Annotated in this window: 14 protein-coding genes and 1 tRNA gene; 7 read left to right on the top strand and 8 right to left on the bottom strand. The window is 62.8% G+C overall.

Going from position 1 to position 18,867, the window contains the following annotated elements; genetic code table 11:
* Nucleotides 1-266: 266 nt before the first annotated feature.
* On the bottom strand, nucleotides 267-638 hold the full coding sequence (locus JQ587_RS30955) for a DUF3175 domain-containing protein (protein ID WP_212427856.1): 372 nt from the start codon (nucleotides 636-638) through the stop codon (nucleotides 267-269).
* 128 nt (nucleotides 639-766) lie between these two features.
* On the opposite strand from JQ587_RS30955, the gene JQ587_RS30950 reads away from it, so the two are divergent.
* The 3 genes from JQ587_RS30950 (at nucleotide 767) to JQ587_RS30940 (ending at nucleotide 4,778) form a co-directional block, all read left to right on the top strand.
* A complete protein-coding gene (locus tag JQ587_RS30950) occupies nucleotides 767-2,254 on the top strand; it encodes an MFS transporter (protein ID WP_212427862.1) in 1,488 nt (495 codons plus the stop codon).
* 3 nt (nucleotides 2,255-2,257) lie between these two features.
* A complete protein-coding gene (gene otsB, locus JQ587_RS30945) occupies nucleotides 2,258-3,079 on the top strand; it encodes a trehalose-phosphatase (RefSeq protein WP_212303929.1) in 822 nt (273 codons plus the stop codon).
* Between the two features lie 235 nt (nucleotides 3,080-3,314).
* Entirely contained in the window at nucleotides 3,315-4,778 is a 1,464-nt protein-coding gene (locus JQ587_RS30940; RefSeq protein WP_212303928.1) for a trehalose-6-phosphate synthase, read from the top strand.
* A 44-nt stretch (nucleotides 4,779-4,822) separates the two neighbouring features.
* Here the strand turns inward: JQ587_RS30940 and JQ587_RS30935 are convergent, their stop codons facing one another.
* A complete protein-coding gene (locus JQ587_RS30935; protein ID WP_212427861.1) occupies nucleotides 4,823-5,164 on the bottom strand; it encodes a hypothetical protein in 342 nt (113 codons plus the stop codon).
* A 195-nt stretch (nucleotides 5,165-5,359) separates the two neighbouring features.
* Between JQ587_RS30935 and JQ587_RS30930 the strand changes: the two genes are divergently transcribed.
* Nucleotides 5,360-5,449, top strand: a tRNA-Ser gene (locus tag JQ587_RS30930).
* A gap of 78 nt (nucleotides 5,450-5,527) precedes the next feature.
* Here the strand turns inward: JQ587_RS30930 and lpdA are convergent.
* Genes lpdA through JQ587_RS30905 form a run of 5 tightly spaced genes read right to left on the bottom strand, consistent with a single transcriptional unit; the run spans nucleotide 5,528 to nucleotide 10,844 of the window.
* Nucleotides 5,528-6,925: a dihydrolipoyl dehydrogenase gene (lpdA, locus tag JQ587_RS30925; RefSeq protein ID WP_212427855.1), complete on the bottom strand. Its 1,398-nt coding sequence runs from the start codon at nucleotides 6,923-6,925 to the stop codon at nucleotides 5,528-5,530.
* Between the two features lie 4 nt (nucleotides 6,926-6,929).
* Nucleotides 6,930-8,204 (bottom strand): dihydrolipoamide acetyltransferase family protein, encoded by a 1,275-nt coding sequence (locus JQ587_RS30920; protein ID WP_212427854.1) that lies wholly within the window; start codon nucleotides 8,202-8,204, stop codon nucleotides 6,930-6,932.
* A 1-nt stretch (nucleotide 8,205) separates the two neighbouring features.
* Complete coding sequence (locus tag JQ587_RS30915) at nucleotides 8,206-9,219, bottom strand: alpha-ketoacid dehydrogenase subunit beta (RefSeq protein WP_212427853.1); 1,014 nt, start codon at nucleotides 9,217-9,219, stop codon at nucleotides 8,206-8,208.
* Nucleotides 9,220-9,222: 3 nt separating this feature from the next.
* Complete coding sequence (locus JQ587_RS30910) at nucleotides 9,223-10,482, bottom strand: 3-methyl-2-oxobutanoate dehydrogenase (2-methylpropanoyl-transferring) subunit alpha (protein ID WP_212427860.1); 1,260 nt, start codon at nucleotides 10,480-10,482, stop codon at nucleotides 9,223-9,225.
* Nucleotides 10,479-10,844 carry a hypothetical protein gene (locus JQ587_RS30905; protein WP_212427852.1) on the bottom strand — a complete coding sequence of 122 codons (366 nt, stop codon included), beginning with the start codon at nucleotides 10,842-10,844 and terminating at the stop codon, nucleotides 10,479-10,481. Before JQ587_RS30905 ends, JQ587_RS30910 begins: the two co-directional genes overlap by 4 nt.
* Before the next feature lie 32 nt (nucleotides 10,845-10,876).
* Here JQ587_RS30905 and JQ587_RS30900 point away from each other — a divergent pair, with 32 nt between their 5' ends.
* Together JQ587_RS30900 and JQ587_RS30895 are read left to right on the top strand one after the other, a co-directional pair.
* Nucleotides 10,877-11,389, top strand: coding sequence for an Lrp/AsnC family transcriptional regulator (locus JQ587_RS30900; protein ID WP_212303614.1), 513 nt, complete (start codon nucleotides 10,877-10,879; stop codon nucleotides 11,387-11,389).
* Nucleotides 11,390-11,633: 244 nt separating this feature from the next.
* Nucleotides 11,634-13,115 (top strand): aldehyde dehydrogenase family protein, encoded by a 1,482-nt coding sequence (locus JQ587_RS30895; RefSeq protein ID WP_212427859.1) that lies wholly within the window; start codon nucleotides 11,634-11,636, stop codon nucleotides 13,113-13,115.
* A gap of 72 nt (nucleotides 13,116-13,187) precedes the next feature.
* On the opposite strand, the gene JQ587_RS30890 is transcribed toward JQ587_RS30895, so the two are convergent.
* Nucleotides 13,188-16,814: a hypothetical protein gene (locus tag JQ587_RS30890; protein WP_212427851.1), complete on the bottom strand. Its 3,627-nt coding sequence runs from the start codon at nucleotides 16,812-16,814 to the stop codon at nucleotides 13,188-13,190.
* A 461-nt stretch (nucleotides 16,815-17,275) separates the two neighbouring features.
* Here JQ587_RS30890 and JQ587_RS30885 point away from each other — a divergent pair, with 461 nt between their 5' ends.
* Nucleotides 17,276-18,847, top strand: coding sequence for an amidase family protein (locus JQ587_RS30885; RefSeq protein ID WP_212427850.1), 1,572 nt, complete (start codon nucleotides 17,276-17,278; stop codon nucleotides 18,845-18,847).
* Nucleotides 18,848-18,867: the final 20 nt, after the last annotated feature.

Raw genomic sequence — 18,867 nt, 5'->3', positions numbered from 1 at the left:
AAGACGCTGTCGTCCGAAAGCACGCGGCTGCGTGCCGAGCTCGATCGCTTCATGGCGAATATCCGGGCGGCGTAGGGCCAGGATGCGCCTCTGCCTTCACTGTCGTCCTGGCGAAAGCCAGGACCCATTACCCCGGGGGTAGAATCGTGCAGCGAGCTGGCAACTCTGAGTCTTCGCCAAACTTCCCTCTGGGGTAATGGGTCCTGGATCAACGCTCGGCTTCGCTGCGCTTGTCCAGGACGACGACGGGGCGAAGAGCGCGCGTTTCACTCCCTCCCGAACGCCCGCCTTAGTTCCACCTTCGCCCTCTCCAGCCGCGTGCGCTGCGTCTTTGGCAACGTTTTGCCGGCGCGATTGACATAGAAAGTCAGCATCGACAGCGCCGAGCGATAGGCGCCGGTCTTACGGCGCGCGCTGTGTTCGGCGGAACGCTTCAGCGACGCTGCGATCTTTTTCGCGCTGGTCAGCTTGAACACGCCCCGCTTGAGGTCGAGCGCGTCGCTCTCCCTCGTGACGCGTTGCGACCAACGCTTCGGTGTGGCGCGTTTGATGCGCTTTCGCGCGCCGCCGCGGCTCGCGTCGGTCTTCTTGCGTGCAGCTGATTTGCGCGAATGTGTCGTCTTTCTGGCATGAGCCATGCGTCAACTCCTTGCGGCTCCGGCGGAAACGATCGGGATCCGGCAACGTTCCTGAGGGAACCGCCGCTTCTCGCGAACGTTGTCGCAGGTGGCAGGCGGAATGCCGCACCCCACGACCCAGCAACGTGATGGAATTGCAGCAGAGCCCAGCGCTGAACTATGGACCTGCAGTCCCGACGGCGGCTGCGGCCGATCGCATCGTCGAGACCAGCATTCCTGCGCGGCTCGATGCGTTGTCGTGGAGCGGCTTTCACACCCGCGTCGTCCTGGCGCTTGGCATTACATGGATTCTCGATGGGCTCGAGGTGACGCTCGCCGGTGCTCTCTCGGGCGCGCTGAAGCAGAGCCCGACGCTCCATTTCTCAAATCTCGATCTCGGCATCGCTAACTCCGCCTATCTTGCAGGCGCCGTGCTGGGTGCACTCGGTTTCGGCTGGCTCACCGATCGGATCGGCCGCAAAAAGCTGTTCTTCATCACGCTGGCTCTCTATCTGTCGGCCACCGCGGCCACCGCCTTGTCGTGGGACGTCGCGAGCTACGCGCTGTTTCGCTTCCTGACCGGCGCCGGTATCGGCGGCGAATACACCGCGATCAATTCGACCATCCAGGAACTGGTGCCAGCGCGATACCGCGGCTGGACCGATCTCGTCATCAATGGCAGCTTCTGGATCGGCGCCGCGATGGGCGCGGTCGCGGCCATTGTGCTGCTCGATCCCAATGTGATCGGTCCCGATCTCGGCTGGCGCCTTGCCTATCTCATCGGCGCCACCATCGGCCTCGTCGTACTCCTGATGCGGATGTGGATCCCGGAAAGTCCGCGCTGGCTGATGGTTCATGGCCGGCCCGATCAGGCGCATGCCATCGTCGGCGAGATCGAGCGCTCGGTGATCGGGCACGATCAGGATGCGAGCGACGGGCGCTTTGCCAAGATTCGTCTGAAGATGCGCGACCATACCCCGATCCGCGAGGTCGTGCATACCCTGTTCTCGGCCTATCGCCGACGCGCCCTGGTCGGCCTCGCATTGATGAGCGCGCAGGCCTTCTTCTACAACGCGATCTTCTTCACCTTTGCGCTGGTGCTGACGGACTTCTACGGTATCAGCGCTGATCATGTCGGCTGGTACCTGCTGCCGTTCGCCGCCGGTAACTTCCTTGGGCCGTTGCTGCTCGGCCGTCTGTTCGATACGCTCGGCCGGCGTGTCATGATCATGTTCACCTATGGCGTCTCGGGTCTGCTGCTGGCGCTGTCGGGCTATCTGTTCTCGATCGGCGCGCTGAGCGCGCAGGGGCAGACGATTGCCTGGATGGTGATCTTCTTCTTTGCCTCACCTGCTGCGAGCGCGGCCTACCTCACCGTCAGCGAGACATTTCCGCTTGAAGTCCGCGCGCTGGCGATCGCCGTGTTCTACGCGGTCGGCACCGGCATTGGCGGCGTGATCGGGCCTGCCCTGTTCGGCGTGCTGATCGACACGGGATCGCGTGCCAGCGTGTTCGCCGGCTATCTGCTGGGGGCTTTTCTGATGATCGCGGCTGCGATCGTGGCGTGGCGCTATGCCATTTCCGCGGAACGAAAATCGCTAGAACAAATCGCGCGGCCGCTCGCGTCCATGGAGTAGACTATGAAATCGGAACTTGCGGAACTGGATCGGAAGCGTCCCATGCTGGAAGATGAAGCGCCCGACGCGGTGCCTGTGCCCCATGCGCTCGTTCCGCATCTCAATGAGACCGCGATCCTGCTCGATATCGACGGGACGTTACTCGACCTGATGCCGACGCCGCGCGAGGTGTGGGTGCCGCCGGGCTTGTCGGAGACGCTCAACCGGCTGACGGAGCGGACCTCGGGCGCGCTGGCGATGGTCAGCGGCCGTTCGCTCAACGACATCGATCTGATCTTCGCGCCCGATGTATTTCGTGCTGTCGCCGGACACGGTGCGGAGATGCGCCTGTCGCTGGGCAACGAGGCCGACGACGTGCACGCGCCGCCGATGGACAAGGAGCTGAAGCGGCGGCTGGCCGCGATCGCAAAGCTGAGCCCCGGTATTCTGCTCGAAGACAAGGGCTATTCACTGGCGCTGCATTATCGCCTCGCGCCGCATGCGGAGAAAGCGATCTATGAGGCCGTCTCGCTGATCCGCGCTGATCTGCCCAATGCACCGATCGAGGTCTTGCCCGGAAAGTTCGTCTACGAAATCAAGCATTCCGGTTTCACCAAGGCGACCGGTGTGCGCGAACTGATGCAGCACGAGCCGTTCAAGGGACGTCGTCCGATCTTCATCGGTGACGACGTCACCGATGAAACTGTGTTCGCGATCATGCCCGACATGAACGGACTCTCGTTCTCGGTCGGCCGCCGCGCCATCGGCGTCAACGGCCACTTCGACGCGCCGAACGATGTACGCGCGTTCCTTGCGCGTCTGCTCGACGATACAAGGTTGGAATAAGGCACGTCATCTCGGGGCCACATTGTCGGGCACAGTGTTCCGTCGCGCGCGCAATTCACGCTGCGCAACACAGCCGCCAAAACTCTCTTTCTCAACAGGAATTCCCCCGGTTCCCGCAAGGAAACTGGTTCCAACGCGCATGCCTGACTTTGGTTTCATTTCGTGGAAATGATGACAGGAACCATATTGATGAACGGCAGTTAAACGGGGTGGAATGAACAGGAGGGGACGACCTGTGAACTTAGTCGTCGTTTCAAATCGAGTTGCGCGCGGTAAACCCAATGAGCCCATGACGGGTGGCCTCGCGGCGGCGTTGCTTCCCGTCGTGGAGCATTCGGGTGCGATCTGGGTGGGTTCCTCCGGCCGCGTGCGCGACGGTCATCAGAAGGAGCCTTTTGCCGAGATCGAAGCGCTCGGCTCAGGTGCGATCGCGACGCTGGATTTGCCGGCGGCGCATTACGGCGGCTACTACGAAGGTTTTGCCAATTCGGCGCTGTGGCCGGCGCTGCATTCGCGCAGCGACCTGATCCGTGTCTCGCGCGAAGATTATGTCAGCTATCGCGAGGTCAACGCGTTCATGGCACGTGCCTTGATGCGATTCCGCAAGTCGAAGACCGCGTTCTGGGTGCAGGATTATCATTTCCTCGCGCTCGGCGCAGAGTTGCGCGACCTCGGCGTCGATGATCCCATTGGCTTCTTCCTGCATACACCGTGGCCGGTTGCTGCGGTGATGCAGGGCGTGCCGAATCATCGCGAGCTGATCACGGCCATGCTGGCTTATGACCTGCTTGGTTTCCAGACTGAGGCGGATTGTCAGAACTTCCTCGGCTATGCCGGCGCTGAGCTCGGCCTCATCGTCGAAGACGGCGTCGTGCTCTCGCAGCACGGCCGCACGCGCTGCGAGGTGTTTCCGATCGGCATCGATGCGGAAAAATTCGCAGCCTATGCCGCGAAGTCGGCCTCGCATCCCGATGTGTCGCGCCTGCGCCGCAGCTTGAACGGCGAGCGGCTCGCGATCGGCGTGGATCGACTCGACTATTCCAAGGGCCTCGTCAATCGCATCAGCGCGTTCGACCGGCTCTGGACCGAGCAGCCGCAGTTTGCGCGCAGTATCTCGCTGCTGCAGATCGCCAACCCGTCGCGCGGCGGCATCGAGGCCTATGGCAATCTCCAGAACGAGGTCGCTCGCCTCGTCACCGACGTCAACGGCCGTCATGGCGAGGTCGACTGGACGCCGATCCGCTATCTCAACAAGGGCTTTAGCCAGGCCGTTCTTGCAGGCCTGTACCGCACCGCGCAGGTCGGCGTGGTGACGCCGCTGCATGACGGCATGAATCTCGTCGCCAAGGAATACGTCGCCGCACAAAATCCAGCGGATCCTGGTGTGCTGGTGCTCTCGAAATTCGCCGGTGCCGCCAACGAGCTCGACACCGCGCTGCTGGTCAATCCCCACGATATCGACGGCATGGCCCGTGCGATCGCGGTTGCTGCTGCGATGCCGCTCACCGAGCGTAAGATGCGCTGGGATGCGATGATGAAGACGTTGCGTGGCCACACCATCCAGCAATGGTCGACGGATTTCGTGGTCGAGCTGGAGAAGTGCCGCACCGAGAAGGTCGCGACCGCCCCGCTCGCGGCACAGCCGCCCCAGGCGCTGCGCTGGTTGAAGTCGGCGATCTCAGGTGTACGGTTGATCTAAGAGAGCTTGCTGCCTCTCCCCTTCCGATGGGGGAGAGGAAAGCCTCAATAGCAATAGGATACCCCATCCAGGATCGCGCATTGCCGCTTGTTCGGCGCGTTCGGATCATCCATCGGCACCATGCCCTTGCCTTGGCCCACGAACACGCCTGGGCCGACATGCACCGAACCCTTGTTGCCGATGATCACGCTCTGATGCGGTGTCGAACTGGAGCGGGTGCCGTCCGGCCAGAGGATGGCGTTGCCCGATAGCACCCCACGCCGCCCATCGTCACAGGTCACATCGACGCCCTGGCGCGTGCAGGCCTGGGCCCGAGCCGACGCCGTAAAGCCGGCGACAAGGGCCGAAATCAGGCCAAGAGCGGCGAGGGTCTTGCGGATGGTCATGGTGTCCCCGGTCATGTTTGGCGTCCTTAAGTGAATCGTCGCACCAAACCCGCGACAGGTTCAGCCGAGGCAGGTTCCGGACGGGTCCGTGACACGAGATATTCCCCTGTAGATACAATATGTTGCGGAAAATTCACCCGATTTATCGGCGATCCCTTGCAAAATCATCGGCGCCCCTTCAAGAGAGGGCGCTCCGGAGAGATGGCCGAGTGGCTTAAGGCGCACGCTTGGAAAGCGTGTGTGCGGGAAACCGTACCGTGGGTTCGAATCCCACTCTCTCCGCCATTTGCGCGATTTGCACGCGCCGCCGGCTTGCTGCTGCTTCATTTGTGGAGGCGTGGCGCACGGAAGATTCCTGCACGTTCAGATGTGAATCGCGTGTCCCAGCGACTTCAGCGCGGCCTCGTGAAAGGCTTCGCTCTGGGTTGGATGCGCGTGGATGGTCATGGCGATATCCTCCAGCCGCGCGCCCATCTCCAGCGCAAGAGAGAAGGCCGCCGAAAGCTCGGCGATGCCGGCACCGACGCCCTGGATCCCCAACAGAAGATGATTGTCGGCGCGCGCAACCGTCCGGATGAAGCCGTCTTCCCGCTCCAGCGTCAGTGCGCGGCCGTTGGCCTTGAACGGAAAGAGGTCCGTCTTGACGTCGAAACCCTTGCTGCTCGCCTCGTCCGGTGACAGGCCGGCAGTGACGATCTCGGGATCGGTGAAGCAGATCGCGGGGATCGAAATCCGGTCCCAGGCGCGACGGCGACCGGCAACAATCTCGGCCACCATCTCGCCTTGCGCCATGGCGCGGTGTGCCAGCATCGGCTCTCCGGTGACGTCTCCGATCGCGCAGATGCCGTGCATCGAGGTGCGGCATCGGTCGTCGATTCGGATGAAGGGTCCATCCATGTCGAGATCGAGATTTTCGAGGCCAAAGCCGCTTGTCAGCGGTTTGCGGCCGACCGTGACAAGGATCTTGTCGGCCGCGAGTGACGTCTGCTCACCGTCTGCGGTCTCGATCGCCAGCGCCGTACCGTCCGCGACGAGCGCCTTCGCCTTTGCGCCTGTCAAAACGGTGACCCCGAGTGCGATCAGGCGCCTTGCGACGGGCTCGCTCAGGTCGCGATCATATTGCGGGAGGATGCGTGGCGTGGCCTCGACGACCGTGACCGCCGCGCCGATCTTTGCAAATGCAGTACCGAGCTCGAGACCGATGTAACCGCCGCCAACCACGACAAGCCTCTTCGGGATTTCGGCGAGTGCCAAGGCCTCGGTCGAGGAGATCACGCGGCCGCCGAAGGGCAGAAACGGCAGCGCAACCGGCTCGGAGCCCGTCGCGATCACCACCGTTTCGGCATGGATCACCTGTCGGCCGGATTGTGCTTCGACCTCGACGGTCTTGCCGTCGCGGAAACGGGCATGGCCAGCCACGAGCCTGACACCGGCCCTCTTCAAAAGGCCGGCCACACCGCCGTTCAGACGTCGGACGATATTGTCTTTCCAAGCGATGGTTTTGGCGATGTCGAGCGACGGCTTCGCCGCGGCAATACCAAGCGCACTCTGGCCCTCCGCGGCGCGCGCGATGGTTTCATACTCACCCGCCGCATGGATCAAAGCCTTGGAAGGAATGCAGCCGACATTGAGACAGGTTCCGCCAGGCTTCTCGGCTTCGACGATGATCGTATCGATGCCGAGCTGGCCGGCGCGGATCGCGCAGGTGTAGCCGCCGGGGCCCGCGCCGATGACTAGGAGCTTGCAGGTGATTTCGGTCATCGTTCTATGCGTCAATGAAGATCATGGCAGGTGTCTCCAGCTGTGTCTTGATCCGCTGCACGAACTGGGCCGCGTCGAACCCATCGATGACCCGGTGATCGAAGCTGGACGACAGGTTCATCATCTGACGCGGCACGAAGGCCGCGCCATTCCAATGCGGTCGGATTGCAATGCGGTTGACGCCGACGATTGCGACCTCCGGATGATTGATGATGGGGGTCGTCGCAAGCCCGCCCAACGCACCGAGCGATGTGATCGTGATGGTCGAGCCGGTGAGTTCGTCGCGGGTGGCGCTGCCGTTCCGGGCCGCTTCCGCGAGCCGCGCGACCTCGGCAGCGCAACTCCAGAGGTCGCGCGCTTCCGCATGATGGACGACGGGGACCACCAGGCCGGCTGGCGTTTGCGTGGCGATCCCGATATGAACGCCCGCGTGCTGGTGAACGATCCCGGCCTCGTCGTCGAAATGGGCATTGAGATGTTGCTGCTCGGCGATCGCGCGCACCATGGCACGCATCAGGAACGGCAACATTGTCAGTTTGGGTTTCCCCGGCTGCTTCTGGCCATTGAGTTTCGCGCGCAAATCCTCGAGCGCAGTGACATCGACCTCCTCGACATAGGTGATGTGCGGAATGCGCGAGCTCGCAACCGACATCTTCTCGGCGATCTTGCGGCGCAAGCCGACGATCTTGATGTCGGTGACCGCGGCTTGTGTTGGATACGGCGCCGCCGTCGTTCCGGTGCGGCCGCGCGCGAGATGGGCGTCAAGATCATCGTGGGTAATCCGCCCGGCGGGACCCGTGCCGCGAATCTGACGCAGGTCGGAGCCTGCCTCCCGCGCGCGGAGCCGAACCGCGGGGGCGGCCAGAGGTCGATCACCTGCGTGGTGGGCTGGCGCCGCAGGGGGCTGCGACTTCAGCATGTTGGGTGGCTCGCTCGCCGCCATGCGCGAAGCGCTTGCGGCAACGTCAGGTTTTTGGGCCAAAGCGCTTGCCGCGGATGACGGGGGCGTCGCTGCCTCCGTCGCTTGCGCGCTTTTGCCGTCCACCTCCAGCCGAACGAAGTCCGAGCCGATGGCGAGAATGTCGCCCACGCTGCCGGCGAGCCAGATGACGCGTCCGTCCGCCGGCGAGGGGATTTCCACCGTCGCCTTGTCAGTCATGACGGCGCCGAGCACGGCGTCTTCGCGGACGACATCGCCGACCTTCACGTGCCATTCCACGAGCTCGGCTTCCGCAATGCCTTCGCCGACGTCGGGCAGCCTGACCACGCGCTCGGCCATCTCAAGCCTCCAGCGTTTCGATCAATGCGCGGCTGACACGCGCCGGGCCCGGAAAGTAGTCCCATTCCTGCGCGTGCGGGTAGGGTGTGTCCCAGCCGGCGACGCGCGCAATGGGAGCTTCCAGATGATAGAAGCATCGCGTCTGGACCAGTGCGCAGAGTTCAGCACCGAAGCCAGAGGTCAGCGTCGCCTCGTGCACGATGACGCAGCGCCCGGTCTTCTTGACCGAGGCTTCGATGGTGTCGAGATCGAGCGGCAGCAGCGAGCGAAGATCGATGATCTCGGCATCAATACCGGCTTCGGTCGCGGCGGTCTCGGCGACGTGAACCATGGTGCCGTAGGCGAGGATGGTGACGGCCTCGCCCGGCCTGCGGATTGCGGCGCTGCCGAGCGGAATTGCAAAATGTCCGTCGTCGACGTTGGCGAGATCGTGCTTTGACCACGGCGTTACCGGCCGGTCGTGATGACCGTCGAATGGACCGTTATAGAGCCGCTTCGGCTCGAGAAAGATCACGGGATCGGGGTCCTCGATCGCAGAGATCAGCAGGCCCTTGGCGTCGCGTGGGTTCGAGGGGACGACGGTCTTGATGCCGCAGACATGCGTGAACAGAGCTTCCGGGCTCTGACTGTGCGTCTGGCCGCCAAAAATGCCGCCGCCGGTCGGCATGCGCACCACCAGCGGGCAGGTGAATTGACCGTTGGAGCGATAGCGCAACCGTGCGGCCTCGGAGACGATCTGGTCGTAAGCCGGATACATGTAGTCGGCGAACTGGATTTCGACGCAGGGTTTCAGGCCGTAAGCCGCCATGCCCACTGCGATGCCGACGATGCCGAGCTCGCTGATCGGGGTATCGAAGCAACGGCTCGTTCCGTATTTCGCCTGCAGGCCCTGGCTGGCGCGAAATACGCCTCCGAAATAGCCGACGTCCTCGCCGAACACGACGACGTTATCGTCGCGCGACATCATCACATCCATGGCGTCGCGAATCGCCTCGATCATGGTCCGCCGTGGCATGGTTCAGACTCCGGCTTCCTGGCGCTGGCGGCGCAGATGCGGCGGCATATCCGCGAATACGCCCTCGAACATGTCGCGCGCCGACGGACGTTGATCGGAATGGAGGGTGCCGTAGCTTTCGGCCTCCTTCTGGGCCGAAATCACGGAGTCCAGAATCTCCGCCTCGGCCTGCTTGTGCCGCTCCTCCGACCAAGCGCCGCGGACGATCAAATGATTCTTCAGCCTGATCACGGGATCTCCGAGCGGCCATGCCTCGGACTCCGTCTTCGGCCGATAGCCCGCGGGATCGTCCGAGGTGGAATGCGCACCGACGCGATAGGTCACGTGCTCGATCAGGGTCGGGCCGAGATTGCGGCGTGCACGCTCGCAGGCCCATTTCGCCACCGCATGGACGGCGAGGTAGTCGTTGCCGTCGACGCGGAGCGCCGGAATGCCGAAACCGAGCCCGCGGGCCGCGAACGTGCCGGAGCCACCCCGCGCGATGCCTTGGAACGTCGAGATGGCCCATTGATTGTTGACGATGTTGAGCACGACCGGCGCGCGATAGGTTGAGGCGAATACGAGGGCCGCGTGGAAGTCGGATTCGGCCGTTGCGCCGTCGCCGATCCAGGCAACGGCAATCTTCGTGTCGTTCTTGATCGCCGAGGCCATCGCCCAGCCGACCGCTTGAATGTATTGGGTGGCAAGATTTCCCGAGATCGTGAAGAAGCCGTGCTCCCTTGAGGAATACATCACGGGCAGCTGGCGCCCCTTCAGGGGATCGTGCGTGTTGGAGTAGATCTGGCAGGCCATCTCGACCAGGGAGTAGCCGCCGGCGATCAAAAGTCCGGCCTGGCGATAAGTCGGGAAATTCATATCCCCCGGATTGAGCGCCCTGCGGAAGGCGCAGCTCACGGCCTCTTCGCCCATGTGCTGCATATAGAACGACGTCTTGCCCTGCCGCTGCGCCATCTGCATGCGCGCATCGAACGCACGCAGCGTCATCATGTGACGCAGGCCCTCGAGCAGTTCGGTGTCGGAGAGCGCACCTGCCCAGGGACCGACGGCCTCGCCGTCGCGATTGAGCACGCGGATGACCGAAAAGGCGAGATCGCGAATCGTCTCGGCATCCACGTCGACGTCGGGACGATTGACCTGGCCTGCGCGCGGAATGCGGATGTTCGAGAAATCCGGCGTCCCGCCCGGGCGAACCGCCGGCTCCGGCACGTGCAGCCTCAGTGGCGGATACTCGGCGGATGGAGCCGCCGCGTCTTGCGGGATCATGTCACCGATGAGGTTGGGGTCGGGCATTGGCTTTCACCTCTCACCTCGATTGCATCGATGCAGAATAACGCACCAACACGGCGAACGAGCCGGTCGATGACGTCGCGGTCATTGATATCTATGGAAGCTGAGATGCGGCAGGCGTTCGCGTCCGCCCGTGCGCTGAGAGCAGCAAGCGGCAACCCTGCGACACGGGTCTGGTCGAGCAGGCGGCCGAGTGCGGCGTGCATATTGCTGGTCTGCAGTTCGAGAACAAACACCGCATGCGTCTCAATTTGTAGGTACATCGTACTGGCAAAAACCAGGATTGTTGTTCTTTTGATCTGGGTGTAGTTTAAAAGCGCAGGAGAATTTTTCCACACTTAGGTGGAAAATCCAGAATGGAGTTCTTGGTATGGCGGCGGTCGGACGTATCACGGGGCCTGCCAAAGCGTCTCGCAAGGATGCACTTCGGCTCGACGAGATCGATCGCAAGATCCTGCGTGCCTTGCAGCAGGATGCACGCCTGACGATGGCGCAACTCGCCGACACAATCGGGCTCTCCACCACGCCATGCTGGAACAGGCTGAAGCGCTTGGAGACGCAGGGCTATATCGATGGCTACGTCGCGCTGCTCAATCAGGACAAGCTTGGCTTGCCCGAAACGGTCATCATAGAGTTGACGCTCGACCGCCACGACGAGGAGATGCTCGAACGCTTTGGCCAATTGCTTACGAATTTGCCGGAGGTGATCGAGGCCTATCTCACCACCGGCGATTACGATTACATCGTGAAAGTCGCGGTCGAAAGCACCGCCGGCTATGAGCGCTTCCTGCGCGAAAAGCTCTATCGTATTCCCGGCATCCGCCACAGCCGGTCATCGTTTGCCCTGCGATGCCTGAAGAAGCTGACGTCGGTCCAGGTCTAGCAAAGGATCAGGGCGCTCCCGTCGCGCCCCGATAATGCGCTAAAGGATATCTCCTACTATCAGACGATAGCGAGCAAATCCGGGGCATCCAAAGCGATCGCCGACGGTGTCGGCACTGTCATCGCGGCCGTGGTCGAGAGCGGCCATGGCCAGGCCCGCATTTCCGACCTCGCGCGGCTCGTTCGGAAGACGAAGCCGGCAGCCTAGACTGAGAATGAGTGTTGAGACAGGGAAGACTGACCCAATGACAAAGACCGATATCCGATCTCCCGTAGACGGCCGAACCCGCAAGATGTTCGTCGATGGTGCGTGGGTTGAGGCCCGCTCGGGCAAGGTCTTCGAGACGCGCAATCCTGCGACCGGCGAAGTGATCGGTCGTGTTCCGCGTGGAGATGCCGGCGACATCGACATCGCCGTCACCGCCGCCCGTCGCGCCTTCGTGGGACCATGGAGCCGCTTCAAGCCGTTCGAGCGACAGGCTCTGCTCCTGCGTATTGCCGACCTATTCGAGAAGCATTGGGAGGAGATCAGCCGGTCCGACACCGCCGACATGGGCATGCCGATCGTCAGGACGCGGGCGAACAAGCTTCGCGTGCTCGGCATGCTCAGATACTACGCCGGCATGGCGACTGCGATTCACGGGCAGACGATCGACAATTCGCTTCCGGGCGACATCGTCTCGTTCACACGGAAGGAGCCCGTCGGCGTCGTCGGCGCGATCATTCCCTGGAACGCGCCCACGGCTGCATCGGTCTGGAAGATCGGGCCTGCACTCGCGACCGGATGCACCGTCGTGCTCAAGCCTTCCGAAGAGGCGCCGCTGACGCCGCTCCTGATCGCGGATTTGATGAGCGAGGCAGGCGTGCCGCCCGGCGTCGTCAACGTGGTGACCGGGACCGGCTCGGAGGCCGGTGCGCCTTTGGCCGAACATCCCGGTGTCGACAAGATCGTCTTCACGGGATCCACGGCCACAGGCCAGGCGATCATTCGCGCGTCGGCCGGCAATCTCAAGCGGGTGTCGCTCGAGCTTGGTGGAAAGTCGCCGGTCATCGTCTGCGCCGACGCCGACCTCGATAAGGCCGTGCCGATCGCCGCGATGGCTGCCTTTGCCAATTCGGGCCAGATCTGCATCGCGGGCTCCCGGTTGTTCGTCGAGCGAAAGATCCATGACGAGCTGGTCGAGAGGCTGGGGAAATTTGCTTCGGCCCTGAAAATCGGTGACGGAGCAGATCCCACGACGGAGATCGGACCTCTCGTTTCCGAACGACAGCTCGACAAGGTCGAAGGCTTCCTGAACAGCGGACGCGACGAAGGCGCCAAGGTCGTGACCGGAGGCCGGAGACTGAGAGAGGGGAGTTTCGCGAAGGGAAATTTCGTCGAGCCCACCGTCTTCGCCGGCGTCTCCGACAACATGCAGATCGCCCGCGATGAAATCTTTGGTCCGGTCATTTCCGCTCTGCCGTTCGACACGCTGGATGAGGCCGTAGAGCGAGCCAATGCGACGCCGTACGGGCTTGCGGCGGGTGTCTTCACGCGCGACGTCAGCAAGGCGCACGTCCTCTCGCGTAGCCTGCGTGCAGGTTCGGTTTGGGTGAACACCTATCACGCCATCGATCCCGCGTTGCCCTTCGGCGGCTACAAGATGAGCGGATATGGCCGCGAGGGCGGCACCGAGCAGCTCGATGAATACCTGAACACGAAGGGGGTCTGGATCAAGCTGGACTGAGCCGGACATTCGTCCAGCTCGCGTCCGGCGTGGGTTTGGCTTTCGTAAAGCGCGTTACAGGAGCGCCTGACGTTACACGATCACAAAGTTCGACGCGTGCAATTGGCTGATCGTGGTGTCGACGAAATCGAGAGACCCGGCGTCAGGAACGCTGCCCAGGGCAAGCAGGGTCCCGCCATGCCCGTCGCTCCTCAGCGCGTTCATGACGTCGGCGACGGAGTGGTAATTGCCTACGCCACTTGCGAGCGCGATGACGCCGAGCGGGTCATTGCCAAAGCCGGAGATTGTATCAATCTGGTTGCTGGAGTTGACGGAGACGGTCAGACCCGCGCTGTGATCGCTGATGCTGACATGGGCGGGGCCGTTGATGATGGCCTGATTGCCGAACCCGACAAAGTTAAACTGGTCTGATCCGCCATTGGCCGTGATGACGTCCAGGCCCATCTGGTTTGTCACGATTGCCTCGGACCCGTTGAGCACCACGTGATTGGCGACTCCGCCGAGTGTGATCGTATCGTGGCCCGCGCCGGCAACGACGTTATCCGCGCCGTTGCCGGCGATGATCGTGTTCGTTCCCGCACCGACGGTAATCTGGTTGACCATTCCGCCGAGGTTCACCGCGTTGTTGCCATCGCCGAGCGTGACACTGTTGGCGCCGCCTCCGCCGGTGACGAGATCGTTGCCATTTCCAAGGATGACCGTGTTGCCAAATCCGGAGAGCGTCGCCTGGTCGTTGCCGTCGCCAGCCGTCGTTGTGCTCGCGCCGTCACCCGGGTGGACAACATTCTTGCCGTTGCCCAGGGTGATGATGTTCCCGTATCCGCTGGCGTCGACAGTGTCGCTGCCGTTGCCGAGCGTAATCATGGTGGCGCCCGTTGAGCCCGTCACCGTGATATTGCCGTCGCCACCGGTCACGCGGTTGCCGAACCCCTCCAGATCGACGGTGCTGTCGCCGTTCGACACATCAACCGTGCCGTATAGTCCGGCATAGATTGTGTCGTTTCCACCATTGCTGTGGATGATGTTGAACATGCCATAGGCGTGGATGATATCGTTGCCCGTCGTGCCCTCGATGGTCGCATAACCGGATGCCGGGCCGTTGATTATCGTGGGACCGGCTTGATGTGTGTCGATGACGGTGGTGTGGGCGTCGCTGACGGTCAAGCCCACGCTGCTCGTGTCGCTCAACGTGAATGTGGTCGTTGCGCTGCCGTCTCCGTGCGGCGAGGACACAAAGGTGAGGCCGTGCAGCTCGGCGGTCAGCTTGTCGGCGCTGGTCGCTGCAAGTTCGTAGGTTCCGTTTCCAAGCGAAATCAGCCCCGTCCCGGACAGGATGCCGGTCGCGCCCGCGAGCGTGATGATCAGGCCATCCGTTGCTGCTGCGTTTGGATCTGTGATCGTGACGGTCGCGAATGGATTGATCGCAGCCTCGTTGCTGCTGGTTTGTCCGGACACGGCTCCAGCGATAGAGGGCAGGGCCGCGGCTCTCAGCAGAATCCCGCCGTTGCCGTCCTTCGTGATGCCGAAATGCGTCACCGACGTATCCGCCAGTGTGAAGGTCTCGCTGACCGTGCCGTTGCTGACCGTGAGCGTCAAACCAGATACGTTCGCCGTCGCACCGCTCGTATAAGACAGGCCGGAAAGATCGATCTGGTCGCCGAGCGAGATGCCCTTGATCTGGCTTGCAAAGGACGACGAGCCCGAAACCAGCTGCTCGATCTTGAGCGTGCCCTGGCCGGAGAACTTGATCGCGTCGTCGGACATCGCGCCCGCCTTGAGATCAAGCGTGCCGCCGGCGATCGTGGTCGCACCGGCAATGCCGCCCGCTTCGACGAGTTCTATGGCGCCATGATAAATCGTCGAAGCGTTCGCGGTGCCGTGATCGAGCACGTCAAGCGTGCCGCCGTTCAGAGTGGTGGAGGTGGCGGTGCCGCCGTCCGAAACGGAGAGACTTCCTGAGTTGAGGATCGTGCCGTTCGCCGCGCTGGTGTCGATCGCCGGTGCGCTTGGGTCGTGCGTCGGGTCTGCAAGGAATCCCGAAACCGTCATCACGCCACCATTGATGGTGGCGTTCTCAGCGATCCCCGCTCCGGACAGGTGCAATTGGCCGCCGCTGCCGATAACGGCCGAATCGACTTCGCTCCTGAAGACGATGCCGTACGGGCCTCCGGGAGGATAATAGACCGTCTCTCCCGAGACGTTGACGACACCGCCCGACTTGACGATCGTGCCGCTGGCAGAGCCTCCGTTGGTAATGTTCTGAACGCCCCCGGCATTGACGGTGGTTGACGTCACGATGCCAGTATCGACATCCTGCTCGCCGCCATTATTGATCGTGGTGTGATCCGCCCGCCCTGGACCCGGCGCATCGTGCATATAAAGGCCGGCGACATGCTGAACGCCGCCCGTGTTGATGGTGGTATAGCTCGCGGTGGATGCAAGCCCGACATCTTGTTCGCCGCCATTGATGATCGTGTTGCTGGTGGTTGCGTCCAAGCCGTAATTGCCAAGGATTTGCTTGCCGCCCGCTAAGATCGTCGTGTTCGTGGCTGCGCCGAACACCTTGAATAGCGTGCCGTTCGATACGGTGAAGCCGTCTTCCGTGTAGCCATAGTCGGCGATAAACGTTGCACCACTCTGGAAGGTTGTATTGGATAGCGTCGCGCCAGCTTCAGCGATGAGTGTTGCGCCTGCAGAGACTGTGCTGTTGTTGAGAACACCGCCGTCCAAAACCTGCAGCGTCCCGCTCTTCGCAATGGTAAATCCGTTTTCAATCGTGCCGTCGCCGATCTCCAGAGCGCTGCCGGGGTTGAAGACGGTGCCTGAAAAGTCGGCGTTGCCAAGTACGATGAGGGTTCCGTACTGATTGACGGTCGTGTTGGTCGCCGTCGCGCCAGCGGACAGGTGTATCGTCGCGTTGCTGACTGTCGTGCCGATCGCTGTGCCACCTGCATCCACATTCAGCGTCCCGTAGTTTTGGACGACTGTCCCGGACACCAACGCGCCGTTCGACGCCGTCAACGTTCCAAAACCTTCGACGATGGTGCCGGTCGCCATGCTGGCGTCGACGGCCGGCTGGCCAGGGACGTTGGCGAACGGATCCGGTATCGACCCCGAGACCACCATGAGGCCGCCGTTGACGACGGTGTTCACTGCAGTCCCGCCGCCGGTGACGTCGAATTCGCCTCCGTGGTTGATGGTTGCACCGGTCGCCACGCTTTGGATCACCGGCGGGGGATACACCGGCGCCGTCTCTACGGTTTCACCCGAAACTCTGAACATGCCGCCGGAGTTGACGATGGTTCCGCTGGCACTGCCGCCATTCGTCACGTTCTGGACGCCGCCGGAATTGACAGTCGTCGTCGTTGCGGTGCCCGTGTCGATGTCCTGCTCGCCCCCACCATTGATCGTGGTGTGGTCAACGGCGCCGGGGGTTGGACCTTCATGCACGAATTCGCCGGTTACGCGCTGCACGCCGCCTGCGTAGATGGTCGTATAACTGGCGACGCCATCCAGAATGACATCCTGCTCTCCGCCAGAGATGATCGTGTGGGTTGCCGTGCTTGTCGAGAACGATCCGCCGACTGTCTGCAAGCCGCCTGTTTCGATCGTCGTGCTGTCGACGGAAGCACCGCCACTGACATCCATCGTATCGCCGCTGTGGATGGTAACGCCACTAGCGGGAGGAATAACCGTCATATGAATGCTCCACGTTCGCTGCTTGGAAAATCAAACGAGCAAAAGCAAAATCATTCGAAGGTTATTCAACCTAAAACTGCAACGACTGATAATGCCTGTCAAGCAGCTGATATTGAGAATCGTGACGTGTGTACGCGAGCATATTGCCCGATGAATTTATCGGCAGCGTGACGAGAGTCGCAGCGGCCCCGCGTCCTCCAGATCTGGGCGAAACGTCGGCGTCGAAAGTTTCGTCGCGGTGTGGCCGGCCGCGCGGCGTTGCGCCGGATCTGCGTCGCTCTCGACTTCCTCCACTTCGCCGAGGGCGTGCCCGTTGGCATGGTCCGGCCACTTTTCCCGAGCTCAGCTATCCCCGACAATTCGTCGCATTGGCCGCTCCGCCTTTGCGCCATGCAGAAACGCCGCTGTACATGCGTCATTACCGTCCGTAACTTTCGCGCTGTAGTTTCAGGAGATGCGACGTGGCGAAGAAGACGGCGACGAAGAAGAGCGCTTCGAAGAAAGTGGCGAAGACCGCGAGCGGGAAGGCATCCGTCCGTGAGCCGGCTCGCTCGAGGCCGGCCAAGAAGGTCGTCAAGAAGGCCACACCGCAAAGATCAGCCGCGGCACGCCGCCCCGAGGGGCCGGCCTGGCAATGGTCTGCGGTGCAGACCGCGGCTGCGATCCGCTCCGGCGCAATTTCCGCGGTGGACACCGTCGAGGCGCATCTGGAGCGGATGCATGCCGTCAATCCCAGGCTGAATGCGGTCGTCGTCGATCTCGGCGAGGAGGCACTGAAGGCGGCGCATGCGGCCGACAAGCAGCGCACCAAAGGCGGCGAGCTCGGTCTCCTGCACGGCGTACCCGTGACCATCAAGGAAAACGTCGACTACGAGGGCCGACCCAATTTCAACGGCGTTCCCGCCAACAAGAACCTCATCGCGCCGTCGGATTCGCCCGTTGTCCGCAACCTGAAGAAGGCCGGTGCGATCGTCATCGGCCTCACCAACACACCGGAATTCTCCTTCCGCGGCTTCACCGACAATCCGCTGCACGGGCTGACGCTTAATCCCTGGGACCCGAACATCACCTGCGGCGGCTCCTCGGGCGGTGCGGGTTCGGCTGTGGCCGCCGGCATCGGCACCATCGCGCATGGCAACGATATCGGCGGCTCGCTGCGCTGGCCGGCGCATTGCAATGGCGTCGCCACCATCAAGCCGACGCAGGGCCGTATTCCCGCTTTCAATGCAAGCGCGACGGCGGAGCGACCGATGCTGGCGCATCTGATGTCGGCGCAGGGACCGCTCGCCCGCCACGTCGACGACGTCCGTCTTGCGTTGGAAGTCATGAGCCAGCGCGATCCGCGTGATCCCTGGTGGGTGCCGGCGCCGCTGACCGGCCCGACGCCCAAAGGGCCGATCAAGGTCGCGCTGGCCAAGATTCCCGAGGACATGGACGTTGATCCGGCCGTCAGCGCGGCACTGCGCCAGGCGGCCGATCATCTGGAGCGTTCCGGCTACAGCGTCAGCGAGGTCGAGGTGCCCGACATCAACGGCGTCTGGCAGACCTGGTGCGACATCATCACCAACGAGACAGTGGTGATGCAGGAAGCCGGCATGCTGAAGGTCACGTCGGAAGACTTTCATCGGGCGTGGGGCGGCATGAAGACCAAGGCGAATGTCCTCGACCTCAAGGCCTGGATGCAGGCGACCGCCGCCCGTAACGGCCATATCCGCGCGTGGCAATTGTTCCTCGAGGATTACCCGGTGGTGCTGGCGCCCACCACGGTGAAGCCGACGCCGGGTCCGCGCGAGGACGCCGTGAGCGCCGAGCGCGTGCAGGAAATCTTCTGGGGCGAGATCCGCTTCATCTCGGCGATCAACGTGTTGGGATTGCCCGGCGCCGTGGTCCCCGTGGCCGTGCACGACGGCAAGCCGATCGGCGTGCAGCTCATCGCGGGCCGTTATCGCGAGGATCTCGCGCTTGACGCGGCCGCCGCGATCGAGAGGCGCGCCGGCGTGCTGGCCCGCCGGCTCTGGGAAACGATGGCCTGATCCGGCGCTGTCGCGCGCCG

Source organism: Bradyrhizobium manausense (genome assembly GCF_018130615.1).
GTDB classification, from domain to species: Bacteria; Pseudomonadota; Alphaproteobacteria; order Rhizobiales; family Xanthobacteraceae; genus Bradyrhizobium; species Bradyrhizobium manausense_A.
The sequence above is the reverse complement of the archived record's forward strand: the minus strand, read 5'-3'. Positions and strand labels throughout refer to the sequence as shown.